This is a genomic window from Micromonospora sp. NPDC048930 (assembly GCF_043197935.1).
GTDB lineage: Bacteria > Actinomycetota > Actinomycetes > Mycobacteriales > Micromonosporaceae > Micromonospora.
This window is the reverse complement of the sequence record NZ_JBICUB010000001.1, coordinates 1,145,306-1,158,253: the sequence shown is the minus strand read 5'-3', so window position 1 is coordinate 1,158,253 and position 12,948 is coordinate 1,145,306. Positions and strand designations below refer to the sequence as shown.

The following is a 12,948-nucleotide window of genomic DNA, read 5'->3' as shown; positions in this document are numbered from 1 at the left end:
ACGAAACTGGTGATGGGCTCGGCCGAGACGCTGCTCGACGAGGTTATTGTGTTGGAGCTGCCCAACGGCAGGAGCGGCAGCGCCCCGCCTTCCAGCGGGGTTCGCTCAAATTCGTAAATGTGTTCGGCACGCGATCTAGACCTGCGAGGACCCAGGATTGGAACATTACTGATTCTCGTTGGTTTGCTGGCCTTGGCATGGTTCTGGCCCGTGGCGGCGGTGTCGGCGCTGGCGAGGCCGATCATCCTTGGCGAGATGATCTCGGGCACCGCGCTGGGGAAGACCGGCCCGGGTATCGACGGCGTCAAGAAGGTGACGATCGAACGCGGCAGCATCGTGCCTTCTGATCCAGCTGCATCGACGCCGCCGGCATCTGGCGGATATTGATCGAGAGAATCGAGCGGTCCTTGCCCAGTAGATCTCGGCAAGAGTGAGGTCTTCCATTCGGGGCAGCGGATACACGCGTAGCGGCAGCCGGCCGAGACGTGATCAGCGACGTCGGGCCGGTCGAGGAAGGACATGCCGGAGGCGGTGGACGCGGCCTGCCGCGCACGACCGTGCAGACGTGTATGGCGCGCCTGCTGCGCAACCCGTTCTGGCACGCGGCCCAGCAGGATTGGGACAAGATCGCCAAAGCGCTCAATCCGGTCTACCCTGCGGCGACCGAGGACGCCGGGACCGACCGGTTCATGGAGTTGGCCGACGCCTGGGAGAGGAACCCTGATGTTGGTGCCAGGTCGCAGTGGGCGCACATCAATGTGATTTAGCGAGGAGTCGCCGTCCTTTAGGGCCGGGAGGAATCGCGTCACGAGCTGGGACGTTTTTGGTTTTCGATGTATTCGCGGATGGCGGTGAGGGGTGCCCCGCCGCAGGATTCGGCGAAGTATGAGGGTGACCACAGGTGGCCGTGCATGATGTGCGGGTTGATCCGGTCGGTGAATTCCTGCCGCAGGTAGTGCGCGGAGACGCCTTTGAGTCGGTTGACCAGGGTTGAGATCGGCAGTTTCGGTGGGTAGTGGACGAGCAGGTGGACGTGGTCGTCTTCGCCGTTGAACTCCCGCAGTTGCGCGCCGAGTTTGTCGCACACGTCGGCCATGATCTGTCCACACCGGGTGAGCATGGCGTCGTTGAGCACGTCCCGCCGGTACTTGGTGACGAAGACAAGATGAACGTGCAGGTCGTAAACAACGCTGCGGCCACGGCGAACGTCTGGGTCTGGGGCCCATCGGGGTGACATAGACGAGACGGTAGACTGTGGACGGTGAAGATCGTCGTGCAGGTACGCCTGTTCCCTGATGCTGGCCAGGAGGCGGCGTTGCGGGACACGCTGAGCCTGTGCAACGAGGCGGCGAACGTGGTCTCTGGCGAGGCTTATCGGGCGCGGGTGTTCGGCAAGCAGGCGTTGCAGCGGCGCACCTACGGGCGGTTGAAGGCGATGGGGTTGTCGGCTCAGCCGGCGATCCATGTCGCCCGTAAGGTCGCTGGTGGGTACGCCACCCTGAAGGCCAATATTCGCGCCGGTAACCTCGGCAAGCCCGGGTCGAAACGCCGCCGCAAGGCCGAGGCGAAGCCGATCGTGTTTCGCCGCGACGCCGCGCAGCCGTTCGATGACAGGTGCCTGTCCTGGCAGCTCGCCGACCGCACGGTGTCGATCTGGGCCGTCGGTGGCCGGTTGACCCGAGTTCGGTTCGGCTGCTCAGAGCAGCAGTACGCCACCCTGGCGGCGCACCGGCGGGGCGAGTCCGACCTGGTGTGCCGCGACGGCAAGTGGTTCCTGTACGCCACGTGCGACATCCCGGATGTCGAGGTGAAAGAGCCTGACGGGTTCCTCGGTGTTGACCTGGGCATCACGAACATCGCCACCACCAACGACGGCACCCGACACAGCGGCAAGGGCTTGAACCGGGTGCGCCACCGTAACCAGCGGCTGCGGGCCAAACTTCAGCGGATCGGCACCAAATCGGCCAAGCGGCTGCTGAAGGCCCGCCGGCGTAAGGAAGCCCGGTTCGCGGCCGACATCAACCATCGCATCGCCAAGCAGATCGTGACCGAGGCTGAACGCACCGGCTGCGGTATCGCCCTGGAGAACCTCACGGGCATCCGCGACCGGGTACGGCTCCGACGGCCCCAGCGGGTCACTCTGCATTCGTGGGCGTTCCACCAACTCGGCCAGTTCATCGCCTACAAAGCGGCCCGGGCCGGGATAGCTCTCGTTCACGTGGATCCGGCGTACACCTCGCAGGGCTGCTCCGCCTGCGGGCACATCGCCAAAGCCAACCGCCCCAACCAGTCCACCTTCCGATGCACGTCGTGTGGCTTCGCTGAGCACGCCGACGTGAACGCAGCCCGTAACATCGCGACACGCGGTGTGACGGACTGGGCAGCAGTCAGCCTGCCGCACGCGGCGTGACCGATGCAGCCAGCACCGACCACGATCCGCAAGCTCGACCCCTCCAGGGCCGAGAAGCTGACAAACCATTTTGTCATCTATTCACTGTCGAAATCAGGCTCACTAACCTGCCTCGCAAGCAGGGCAGACGCCCTGCATGACTAGGAGGACGTGACTGATGAGCAGTTCCGACAACGGGTTGCACGTCGACCGGCGGTCCTTGTTGGCCGGTGTCGCTGGCTTCCTCGGAGTGGCGGCACTGCCCGCCACCGCAGCGCAGGCGGCACCGGCGGAGGTCGCGTCGACGCGGCCGTACCCGTCGAACTGGCCCGACCCCGAGCCGTACGGGCTCGCGGACAACCGGCTGGACCTGTGGCCGCGTGAGGACAACTCCTTCATCCTCCCGCTCGAGCTACGGCCCCGGGACGAGGAGCGCGGCCAGGTCTGGATGCGGGACACCTACGTCAACTGCTTCGTCGTCGACGGTCGTCCGGTCTACGTCGCCACGGGCACCACCCGGGTGCCGGGGCTCGAGGCGGCCGGCCCGTGGAACGACGGCATCTTCGTGTGGGTGTCCCCGTCCCTGCAAGGACCGTGGAGGTTGGCCGACACCACCGGCATCCGGCCCGACGCCGAGCGGGGCAAGGTGTGGTCACCCGAGTTCGTCGGCGAGAACCGGCCGGGACGCACGGTCGTCGCTCCCTGGCAGGAGTACTGGTACGACGACCAGTTCGGCAAGCGCGGCCAGGCCTGGGCGCCGGAGGTGCACTACTTCCGCGGCACGTGGTACATCGTCGCCTGTATGGGTGACCACTCCCGGAAGGTCGGGTCCTTCCTGCTCGTCAGCGAGGGCGGGGTCGAGGGCCCGTACCGGCTCATCGAGGGCAACCTCGAGAAGCCCTTCGGTGACTCCTTCATCGGTGGACCCAGGTTCATCCAGCCCGGCGCCTACCATCACATCGACGGCAGCCTCTACACCGAGGGCGACGACGCGTGGCTCGTGCTGCACAACGACCTGTACGCGAAGTTCCGGGACGACATGGAGGACATCGTCCCGACGACAAACCTCCCGAAGTTCCAGCAGATGCCCTATTCGCCGGAGCCGTACCTCGAAGGTGCGTACGTGTTCAAGTACGAGGGCAGGTACTACCTCCTCCAAGCCGCGTGGGACCGCACGTCGATCAATCCCGACGGCAGCACGCGGTACGCCTACGACCCGCCCGGCCCGGGTCGCACGCAGTATCAGTACAACGCGATAGTCGCGGTCTCGGACAATTTCGAGGGACCGTATTCCAAGCGGTGGACCGCGGGTGTCGGAGCCGGCCACAACAACTTCTTCATGGATCGCAGCGGCCAACTGTGGGCGACGTTCTTCCGTAATCCCAACTTCGGCTACTGGTCCGACCCGTCGCGCATCGCCGACTCCGCCGTGCCCGGTGTCGTGCGGGTCGAATGGACCGGCCCGGAGGGCGGCCGCCTGTACGTCGAGCGCCGGAACCCGGGCCGGACGACAACCGCCTGACGCACCCGTGCGGCGGCCGTTTTTCCTGCTCGGAAACCGGCCGCCGCACCGTGTTCACCCCAGCCGCGGCGACGTTCACCCCTGCCGCGGCGACCGCGCGGTGAGAGCGCTGGGTGTCGAGGTGCCGGCCGGCCAGAGTCACGCCACATTGGATTGTGTCGGATCATTGCCGGAACAATGTGGCCTTCCTAACCTCGGCAGCGCAATGGAAATGCCTCTCGGAAGGAATGGAATGCTACCTCGACTGTTGTCGGTGATCGCTGTGGCGGCGGGACTCGTGTCGGGTGCGACGCCATGGGCCGTGGGCGCGCAGGCCGGTGTCTCACCCGATACGACGCCCGACGGTTCCATGACCCGCGCACACGCCGCAGACGGTGTTCTCGGTGCCAACTTCAACCAGAATCTCGGGAGCCTCAACTACCGGGAACTGCAGGCGGCCCGGGCCACCTGGATCCGGGGATTCTTCACCATGCCGGATGCGGACCACGGCGACCCCGCGGACACGGCCACGCTGCGTACCGTGCTCGACGCCTCGCGGCGCGGCTACGGCACCGCACTCAGCCTGAAGTTCCCCCTGGCCGAGACGGAGATGCCGGCGGCGGGCACCGGAGCGATGGCCGGTGAGCTGGCCCGCCTGGACAAGGTTCTGCCGGTCGTCATGGGGCGGGTGGACCTCCTGGTGATCGGGAACGAGCCGTTCATCGAGAGCCGCCCGCAGGACCGCACCGACGTCCTGAACGACTTCTACGAGGCCGTGGCCGAGCGGGTCATCGCCTATCGCCGGGCGCACTGCGCACCGGCCTGCAAGACCCGGCTCTACATGGGCGCGCTCAACCGCCTCGACCTGCCGGACCGCCGCACACCGGCCACTGAACGCTGGATGCGGTTCGTCCGGGAGACACCTGACATCCAGGGCGTCGACATCCATCCGCACGTGCCGAGCCGGGAAGCGGCCCAGCCGTTCATCGACTACGTACTTCCCCGGCTGCGACCCGACCAGACGTTCCTGGCCACGGAGTTCTCCCTTGTCTGGTACTGGAAGGAGCACATGGGCGACCCGGTCTCGGCCGGCTTCGCCGAGCGTTACGGATTCCCCGCCGACGCGAAGATCTGGCAGGTGATCCAGGCAGCCATCGCGCACCCGTTCCCGCAGCAGCAGTGGGACGACTTCCTGTCCAGCAGCCCCTGGTTGGAGAGCCAGAAGCACTACCTGCGCGACCAGATGGAGACGTTCCGGGCCACCGGGCGGTTGGCCATGGCCAGCTACGGCTTCCGACAGGACACCCTCATGGTGCAGAACTTCGGCCCGGACAAGGTGCCGTGGTTGCTCAACAGCGTGTTCGCGCCGTACACGGTGCAGTCGGCGCCCAACGGGCTGGCCGGGCGGGGCTACCCGTGGATCGACGACTTCCGCGACCTGCAGCTGGCTCCTGAACAGAGCCCGAGCTGAGGACGACGACGGCCGTGTCCGGCCAAGCCAGCCCATCGCACGCCGCGGCGGGCCGCTTCCGCCGATTCGTCGTGCCGTGGATTTCCGCAACGACGAAGGAGATGCGTAGATGACAGCTCTTTCCACCCCTCGGCCGCTCGTCGGCATGGTCCTCGCGGTGCCGTTGCTCGTCGCCGGCATCGCGTTTCCCCACGCGGGCTCCGCAGCGACCGCCTCGCCTCCGCCGGCGACCGCCGATCAGGTCGGTACGTACGCGAATCCGGTGAGCCGGAACGTTGTCGACACCTTCCCCGATCCGACCATGATTCGCGGCAAGGACGGCGCGTGGTACGCCTACGGCACCACCAACCCGATCTTCAACAGCAAGGGCGAGGCGGGCGAGCACATCCTGCCGATGCTGCGGTCGACCGACATGGTCTCGTGGCAGTACGCGGGAGACGCGATCGCCGCCGGCGCGACCCCCACCTGGTGGCCGGCCGGGACGCGACCCTGGGCGCCGGACATCAGATATGTCGACGGCACCTACCACCTGACCTACAGCCTCTCCGGCGGCGGAGTCGCACTGTTGACCAGCGACCATCCCACCGGGCCGTGGACCGACCACGGCCTGCTCGTCCCGGCGAGCAACAGTGGCTGCCCCACGGGCAGCATCGACCAGGCGATGTTCACCGACTCCGACGGCACGCACTACCTCTACTGGGGCAGCTACGACACCATCTGCGTCTCGGCGATGACCCCGGACGCGACCGCGCTGACCGGCCCGGTGACCCAGGTGGCGCAGGGACGGCGTGCCGAGGGCGGTTACGTCGTCAAGCGCGACGGCCATTACTACCTGTTTTTCTCCGACGCCGGCTGTTGCGACGGAGCGTTCAGCGGATACACCGTCAAGGTGGGCCGGGCCGACGACCCGCGCGGGCCGTTCGTCAACCAGGAGGGGCAGTCCCTCATGGACCGGCGGAGCAAGGGCGGCATCGTCGCCGCCGCCAACGGCAACGGGTTCGTCGGGCCGGGACACAACGCGATCCAGACCGACCTGTCCGGCCAGGATTGGCTCGTATACCACGCGATTCCGGCCGAGGATCCGGACTTTCCGCCGGTGAGCGGCGGTGGCGGGCGGTTGGCCGCGCTGTCGAAGCGACCACTGATGATCGACCGCCTCGACTGGATCGGGGGCTGGCCGGTGCTGCGCGCCGGGGCCGGGCCGTCGAGCGGTGCGCAGTCGGCACCGGTCACCCAGTCCGCCGCCGGCAGCAATTTCAACAACGGGCTCCCGCCCGAGTGGGTTACCGCGGGAGCCGGCGCCGGCGAGTGGACCGTCACGCAGGTGCCCGACGCGCAGGGTGTGCTGTCCCAGGCCGGCTCCCCGACGCAGCCGTCGCTGTTCGTCCAGGCTGCCCCCGTCTCCGACGACCGGCGGATCGAGGGTGACCTGCGCCTGCCAGAGGCGGGTGTCACCGGTTCGGTCGGGCTGGTGATCTCCGACCGTGGCCCGCAGAATCGCGTCGTCGCGTGGCTCGACCGCGGCCGGCGGGCACTGGTGGTGACGGTGACTGACCGCGGGAACGTCACCGAGACCAGCGCTCCGCTGCCCGCGTCCTTCGACCTGAGCAGCTGGCACACGGTTTCCGCCGAGCTCAGGGGCACCAGCCTGACCGTCGACGTCTCGGCGGACCGCCTGCGCGACCCCCAGGCGGTCGTGCGCACCTCGCTCCCGGACACCCCGGCACCCGGCCGTATCGGCGCGGCGTCGCTCAACGCGCCCGGGCAGGCGGACAACATCAGCGCGGCACCTCTCTACCAGCCGGTCACCGAACGGGTCGCCGACCCGGTGCTGGGCGGTCTCAAGCCGGCCTACTCGGACGAGTTCGACGCAACAGGCCGCCCCGAGTCGTCCGATCCGTCGTGGGGCTGGGTCCGCGGGACGTCGGCCGCCGCCAGCGAGAGTGGTGGCGCCCTCACGTGGTCCACCCAGAGCGCCGACCTGCACAACGCCAACAACACGGCATCGGTGCTGCTGCGCGACGCGCCCGAGGGCGACTTCGCGGTGGAGACGAAGCTGGACTTCACCGGCACGAACCCCGCCCAGCAGGCGGGCATCGTCCTGTACGAGAACGACGACCGCTACCTCAAGCTGGTCCACTCGGTGCTACCGATCAACCGCATTCCTGGTGCGGTGACCCACCAGACCGAGTTCGGCAAGGAGGGTGAGCGGCCCACCACCACGCCCCCGATGCCGGTGTTCAACGGGCCGATGTTCGGCGGTCCGCCGGCCGGGACGACCTGGCTACGTCTGGCCTACCACTACGACGCCGCCCACCAGGAGCATGACGTGCGGATGGCGTCCAGCACCGACGGGACGCACTGGGTGTGGGGCGGCACCTGGTCGCTTCCGATGCGGGGCAAGCTGCGGATCGGGCTCGTCTCGATGGGCGGCGCCGGGGCGGTCGCCAGCTTCGACTACGTGCGCACCTACGGGCTCGTCTCCCGCTGACCGGGCAGCAGCCGGAAAGGCCGGTACGCCAGGTGGCGTACCGGCCTTTCCGCGCCAGGGCTGCCAGTCAGGTGACCGGTCCGAGGGCGACCGTGCGGAAGCCGGCGTTGCCCATGGACGAATCCGGTGTGTTCGCCGAGCGGGCGGAGTTGCGGTACCGGTTGCAGTAGGAGTCGTGGCAGAGATAGGAACCCCCGCGCAGCACCCGGGCGCTCCCGGACGGCGGCCCCTGCGGGTCACGCTCCGGCGAGTGCGCGTAGTAGCCGGGGTCGTACCAGTCGGAACACCATTCCCAGACGTTGCCGACGGTCTGCCACAGTCCGAAGGCGTTCGGTGCGAACGTGCGGACCGGTGCGGTGGTCAGGTATCCGTCGTCAAGGTCGTTGCGGGTCGGGAAGCGGCCCTGCCAGATGTTGCAGCGCCACTTGCCGTCGTCGTCGAGGAGGCGATCTCCCCACGGGTACCGGGCGCCGTCAAGACCGCCGCGTGAGGCGTACTCCCACTCGGCCTCGGTGGGCAGTCGGCGGCCGGCCCACCGGCAGTAGGCCATCGCGTCGTTCCAGCTCACGTGGACGACCGGATGGTCGTCCATCCCCTCAAGGTCGGAGCGGGAGCCGTGCGGATGCCGCCAGTCGGCGCCGTGCACGCCGAGCCACCACGGGGTGCCGGCCGCCGGGCCCATCACCTCGTGGACGGCGGCCCGGACGGCCAGGTGGAACACGGCGGAGAAGCCGTACGTCTCGGCCTCGGTGCGGTAGCCCGTGGCGTCCACGAAGCGCGCGAAGTCGGCGTTGGTGACCGGCGTGGGGTCGATGGCGAACGGCGAGAGGACGACCGGGTGGACGGGGCCCTCACCGTCACCGGGGTTGCCGTCGCCGCTCGCGTCCCCCATCCGGAACCGGCCGCCCGGCACGTCCACCTCTGCGGCGGTGTGCCGGCTGGTGGCCAACCGTGCGGCCGCGGTTGCGGCGGGGGACAGGGCGGTGACGCCCGGCTCGGGCTCGGGGGCCGCGACCGGGGGGTCACCGGGGCCGAGCGCCGTCTGGACGGTTCGCATGCCGGGTGCGCAGCAGGCGGAGCGGTGCTCCCGCGGATCGTCGCGCCGTTGGTTCATCGGCATACCGATCAGCTCGGGACCGGGTGGTCGGGGCGGAGGCGCTCGGGCACCGGGTGGCTCGGGTGCGGTTCGTCGCCGACGGCCGCCTGGGCCAGCCACATCCGCGCCTTGAGGCCCTCACGTACCTCGGCGTAAGCGGGGTCGTCGTAGACGTTGCGCACCTCGTCCGGATCCTCAAGCAGGTCGTAGAGCTCCCACTCCGGTGGATAGGTGCGCGATGAGCTGCCGGGAACGCCGAGGCCGTCGTTGTAGAAGTAGATGAGCTTGTGGCGGGCGGTACGGTATCCGTAGTGGGCCGGTGTCCGGTGGTTGCTGTCGTCGTGTTCCCAGTACCGGTAGTACATCCCCTCCGCCGGGGGCTCGCCGCGGGCGCCGGTGAGGTCGGGCCAGAAACTGCGGCCCTGCATCCGCTCGTGGTGCGGCACGCCGGCGGCGTCCAGGATCGACTGCGCGAAGTCGACGTTCGTGACGATCCCGTCGTGCACTTGGCCGCCGGCGACCGCCCGTGGACAGCTCAGCAGCAGGGGCATGCGCAGCGACTGCTCATACATGAAGCGTTTGTCGAACCACCCGTGCTCGCCGAGGAAGAAGCCCTGATCGGAGGAGTAGATCAGAACGGTGTCGTCGAACCGGCCCCGCTCCCGGAGCCAGTCGATGACCCGGCCCACGTTGTCGTCGACGGAGGCGACGCAGGCCAGGTAGTCCTCCATGTACCGCTGGTACTTCCACCGGGCCTGTTCCTCGTACGACATCCCGTCGGGCACCGGCTGTTTGAGGTCCTCCACCGTCAGGTGGTCCGCGATCCGCATCGCCGCCCGTCGCGCCGAGGAGGTGCGCGTGGCGTAGTCGTCGGCGAAGGTGGCGGGCACCGGGATGCGGCCCGCGTACATTCCGGCGTGCGCCTCGTCGGGCTCCCACGAGCGGTGCGGCGCCTTGTGGCAGATCAGGACGCACCAGGGGTCGTCCCCGTCCAGCGAGTCGAGCCACCGCAGGGACAGGTCCGTGATGAGGTCCGTGGCGTAGCCGCGCTCGGTACGCACGCCCTCGGCGGACCGGAACCGCGGATCGAAGTACTCGCCCTGTTCGATGAGCACGTCCCAGTAGTCGAAGTTCTGTGGGTCGTGCCCTGCGCCGTCGCCCAGGTGCCACTTGCCGACGATCGCGGTACGGTAGCCGGCGTCGCGGAGCTGGGAGACGAAGGTCGGCTGGGCCGCGTCCATCGGCGTGACGAGGGTCTTCACCCCGTTCACGTGGCTGTACGTGCCGGTGAGTATCGTGGCGCGACTCGGCGAACACAGCGAGTTGGTGACGAAGCAGTTGTCGAAGCGGACCCCGTGCTCGCCTATCTCGTCGATCCGCGGTGTGCGGTTGACGGCCGACCCGTAGGCGCCGACCGCGTGCGCGGCGTGATCGTCGGTGAGGATCATGACGATGTCGGGCCGTCGGGGTCGACCGTTCAGCGCAGCCGAGGTCACGAGTTCGACCCCTGGTAGGTCGCCTCGTCCAGGCCGCTCAGCGTCGGGTCGTAGCGGGTCTCCCCGACGTCGTACATGGACGTCATCCAGTGGTAGAACTTGTCGCCCCGTTCCTGCAGGAGCTGGTACAGCCGGTGCATCATCCGCGTCCGGATCTCCGCCATCTCGGGGTGCTCGTAGATGTTGAGCAACTCGTCCGGGTCGAGGTGCAGGTCGTACAGTTCGTTCACCGAGTCGGGGTTGACCACGAGCTTGTAGCGGTCCGTCCGCAGCATCCGCTGCGCATACGGGAAGTGGTGGCCGTGGAACTCGCACACGAGGTCCTCCTCCCAGCGCGCCTCACCGCCGCCGACCAGCGGCAGCAGGCTGCGCGAGTCGACCGCCGACTTCGGGTCGAGACCGGCGAGTTCGAGGATCGTCGCCGTGCAGTCCAGCAGGCTGACGAACTCGGTGCGGACCACACCGCCCGGCTCGCCGGGCACCCGGAGCAGGCCCGGGGTGCGGTAGATGTCCTCGTACATCGCCGGCCCCTTGTCGTGCAGCCGGTGCGCGCCGGTGAACTCTCCGTGGTCGCAGGTGAAGAACACCGCGGTGTCGTCGACGAGACCGAGGCGTTGCAGGGCGTCCAGCACGCGCCCGATCTGCCGGTCGATGAGCGCCACGTAACCGTGATAGACGGCGATGAGTTTGCGGGTGGTCTCGATCGGCATGGTGTCGAAGGTCCAGTGCGCGCTGTAGTTCTTCTGCACCGGGGGCTTGCCGTGGAAGGTCTCGGCGACCGAGCGGGGCAGTTCGACGTCCGCGGGATCGACCAGGTCGAAGTACTCGTCCGGGAGGATGTACGGCAGGTGCGGGCCGAAGAAGTGCAGGGCGAGGAAGAACGGCTGGTCGCGGTCCCGGACGGCCTCGGCGTACCGTTCGAGCTGTTCGATGGTGCGGGTGGCCAGGTAGTGCTCGAAGGTCGCCTCCACCGGTTGGTGCAGGCGTGCGGCCAGCAGGTTGCCGGGGCCGCCGTTGGGCAGCGTGCCGCGGATCCGGTCGGAGATCTCGTAGGGCGGGAGGCCCCGCTCGGCGAGATAGGCCAGGTAGTCGGGGTGGTCCACGGGGTTGTGCCAGCCCGGCAGCGCCGGCCCGTCGAAGCCGAAGTCGCGCGCTGTCTTCTCCGTGCCCACGTGCCACTTGCCGATGAGGCCGCAGTTGTAACCCGCTTGCCGCAAGGCCGCCGAGAAGGTGAACTGCCCGTCCGGCAGGTCCTCGATGTAGCCCACGTTGCGTTCATTGTTGGCGAGCAGTTTGTGGCGGAAGGGCGCCTGACCGGTGAGCAGGCTGGCCCTGGCCGGAGTGCAGATCGCGGTAGGCGTGTACCACCGGTCGAACCGCGTTCCCGTCCGTGCCAACTCGTCCAGGACCGGCGTCGCCCGGGGGCTGCCGTACACCCCCAGCGTGTCCGCCCTGTGCTGGTCGGTCATCAGGAAGAGGATGTTCTTCGGTCGGGTCACTGGGCGGCCGCCATGAACAGGTCGCCGGTGTAGTAGCTCTTCGGGTCCGCCGGAGACTTCAGCTTGCCCGCCTGGACGAAGTAGTCGCTCATCCCGGTGAGCCACTTGTCGATGGTGCCGTCCTTGGTCATCGTGTCCAGTTCGTCGACGGAGAGGACCTTGACGTTGGCCGCGTCGGCCTTGACCTGGTCCACCGGGACATTGAGCATCTTCGCGGTCAACGCGATGCTCCGGTCCATGTTCTCGGAGCGGTAGCGCATCGCGTCGCGCAGCACGGCGAGCACCTTCTCGGTCTTCGCCTTCTCGTTGGCGACGACCTGGTTACCCGCGACGAACGCGGTGGGGAAGGAGACCTCGGCGGCGAAGTCGTCGTTCTTCGCCAGCTCGACCACGTCCGGGACCTGCTTCTTGATGGTCGCGATGGCGGGGTACCAGAAGCCGGCGGCGTCGATCTTCTTGGCCGAGAACGCCGACACGATCGTCGATGGGTCCATCGGCACGATCTTGACGTCCTGCTTCGTCATGCCCGCCTTCCGCAACGCCAGCGTGAGGATCATGTCGCCCGACGTGCCCTCCGGGACGCCGACGGTCTTGCCCTTGAGCTGCTGGATGGACGTCACGCCGGGCTGGGCGATGACCCGGTCGGCGTTGCCCAGGGTGTTGATCGCGACGACCTTGGCCTGACCGGAGGCGGGCAGCCACATGGCCCCGGGCCCGATGTAGCCGAAGTCGAGGTCGCCGGCGCCGAGGGCCTGGATCTGTAGCGGGCCGTTCGTGAACACCTTGGTGTCGGCCTCGAGCCCGTGCTTCGCCCAGAGCTTCTGGTCATTGGCGATGGCGAGCAGGCTGGTGCCGTTGAAATCGCCGATGTAACCGAACGTGACCTCCTCCGCCTGACCGCCGGAGCCGGAGTCACTTCCACAGCCGGAGAGCAGTGCGGCGACGATGGCACCGGCGGCGGCGCCGGCAAGGAGTTTGCGGGAGATTTTCATGATCAGAACGTCC

The 12,948-nt window shown here is 68.1% G+C and carries 11 protein-coding genes; 6 read left to right on the top strand and 5 right to left on the bottom strand.

The window, feature by feature from the left end:
- The first annotated feature begins 210 nt into the window (after nucleotides 1–210).
- Nucleotides 211–387, top strand: coding sequence for a hypothetical protein (locus ACGFI9_RS04930; protein ID WP_393174997.1), 177 nt, complete (start codon nucleotides 211–213; stop codon nucleotides 385–387).
- 98 nt (nucleotides 388–485) lie between these two features.
- Complete coding sequence (locus ACGFI9_RS04925) at nucleotides 486–767, top strand: transposase (protein ID WP_393174995.1); 282 nt, start codon at nucleotides 486–488, stop codon at nucleotides 765–767.
- Between the two features lie 38 nt (nucleotides 768–805).
- Here ACGFI9_RS04925 and tnpA read toward each other — a convergent pair whose 3' ends face one another.
- A complete protein-coding gene (gene tnpA / locus ACGFI9_RS04920; protein ID WP_393174993.1) occupies nucleotides 806–1,237 on the bottom strand; it encodes an IS200/IS605 family transposase in 432 nt (143 codons plus the stop codon).
- A 24-nt stretch (nucleotides 1,238–1,261) separates the two neighbouring features.
- Between tnpA and ACGFI9_RS04915 the strand changes: the two genes are divergently transcribed.
- The 4 genes from ACGFI9_RS04915 (at nucleotide 1,262) to ACGFI9_RS04900 (ending at nucleotide 7,852) form a co-directional block, all read left to right on the top strand.
- Complete coding sequence (locus tag ACGFI9_RS04915; protein WP_393174990.1) at nucleotides 1,262–2,410, top strand: RNA-guided endonuclease InsQ/TnpB family protein; 1,149 nt, start codon at nucleotides 1,262–1,264, stop codon at nucleotides 2,408–2,410.
- Between the two features lie 157 nt (nucleotides 2,411–2,567).
- Nucleotides 2,568–3,911 carry a family 43 glycosylhydrolase gene (locus tag ACGFI9_RS04910; RefSeq protein ID WP_393174987.1) on the top strand — a complete coding sequence of 448 codons (1,344 nt, stop codon included), beginning with the start codon at nucleotides 2,568–2,570 and terminating at the stop codon, nucleotides 3,909–3,911.
- 349 nt (nucleotides 3,912–4,260) lie between these two features.
- Entirely contained in the window at nucleotides 4,261–5,361 is a 1,101-nt protein-coding gene (locus ACGFI9_RS04905) for a hypothetical protein (protein ID WP_393174985.1), read from the top strand.
- Nucleotides 5,362–5,470: 109 nt separating this feature from the next.
- Nucleotides 5,471–7,852 carry a family 43 glycosylhydrolase gene (locus ACGFI9_RS04900; RefSeq protein ID WP_393174983.1) on the top strand — a complete coding sequence of 794 codons (2,382 nt, stop codon included), beginning with the start codon at nucleotides 5,471–5,473 and terminating at the stop codon, nucleotides 7,850–7,852.
- 67 nt (nucleotides 7,853–7,919) lie between these two features.
- On the opposite strand, the gene ACGFI9_RS04895 is transcribed toward ACGFI9_RS04900, so the two are convergent.
- The 4 genes from ACGFI9_RS04895 to ACGFI9_RS04880 form a co-directional block, all read right to left on the bottom strand.
- Nucleotides 7,920–8,909 (bottom strand): formylglycine-generating enzyme family protein, encoded by a 990-nt coding sequence (locus tag ACGFI9_RS04895; protein ID WP_393174981.1) that lies wholly within the window; start codon nucleotides 8,907–8,909, stop codon nucleotides 7,920–7,922.
- A 68-nt stretch (nucleotides 8,910–8,977) separates the two neighbouring features.
- Nucleotides 8,978–10,444 carry a sulfatase gene (locus ACGFI9_RS04890; protein ID WP_393174979.1) on the bottom strand — a complete coding sequence of 489 codons (1,467 nt, stop codon included), beginning with the start codon at nucleotides 10,442–10,444 and terminating at the stop codon, nucleotides 8,978–8,980.
- Nucleotides 10,441–11,943, bottom strand: coding sequence for a sulfatase-like hydrolase/transferase (locus ACGFI9_RS04885; protein ID WP_393174977.1), 1,503 nt, complete (start codon nucleotides 11,941–11,943; stop codon nucleotides 10,441–10,443). The genes ACGFI9_RS04890 and ACGFI9_RS04885 overlap by 4 nt, the downstream gene beginning before the upstream one ends.
- Nucleotides 11,940–12,935 carry an aliphatic sulfonate ABC transporter substrate-binding protein gene (locus tag ACGFI9_RS04880; RefSeq protein WP_393174975.1) on the bottom strand — a complete coding sequence of 332 codons (996 nt, stop codon included), beginning with the start codon at nucleotides 12,933–12,935 and terminating at the stop codon, nucleotides 11,940–11,942. Before ACGFI9_RS04880 ends, ACGFI9_RS04885 begins: the two co-directional genes overlap by 4 nt.
- Nucleotides 12,936–12,948: the final 13 nt, after the last annotated feature.

What these genes read in the sequence shown, in the direction of transcription:
- ACGFI9_RS04910 (WP_393174987.1), top strand. Translation starts at nt 2,568, where the DNA reads ATGAGCAGTTCCGACAACGGGTTGCACGTCGACCGGCGGTCCTTGTTG.
- ACGFI9_RS04905 (WP_393174985.1), top strand. Translation starts at nt 4,261, where the DNA reads ATGACCCGCGCACACGCCGCAGACGGTGTTCTCGGTGCCAACTTCAAC.
- tnpA (WP_393174993.1), bottom strand. Translation starts at nt 1,237, where the DNA reads ATGTCACCCCGATGGGCCCCAGACCCAGACGTTCGCCGTGGCCGCAGC.
- ACGFI9_RS04900 (WP_393174983.1), top strand. Translation starts at nt 5,471, where the DNA reads ATGACAGCTCTTTCCACCCCTCGGCCGCTCGTCGGCATGGTCCTCGCG.
- ACGFI9_RS04880 (WP_393174975.1), bottom strand. Translation starts at nt 12,935, where the DNA reads ATGAAAATCTCCCGCAAACTCCTTGCCGGCGCCGCCGCCGGTGCCATC.
- ACGFI9_RS04895 (WP_393174981.1), bottom strand. Translation starts at nt 8,909, where the DNA reads ATGCGAACCGTCCAGACGGCGCTCGGCCCCGGTGACCCCCCGGTCGCG.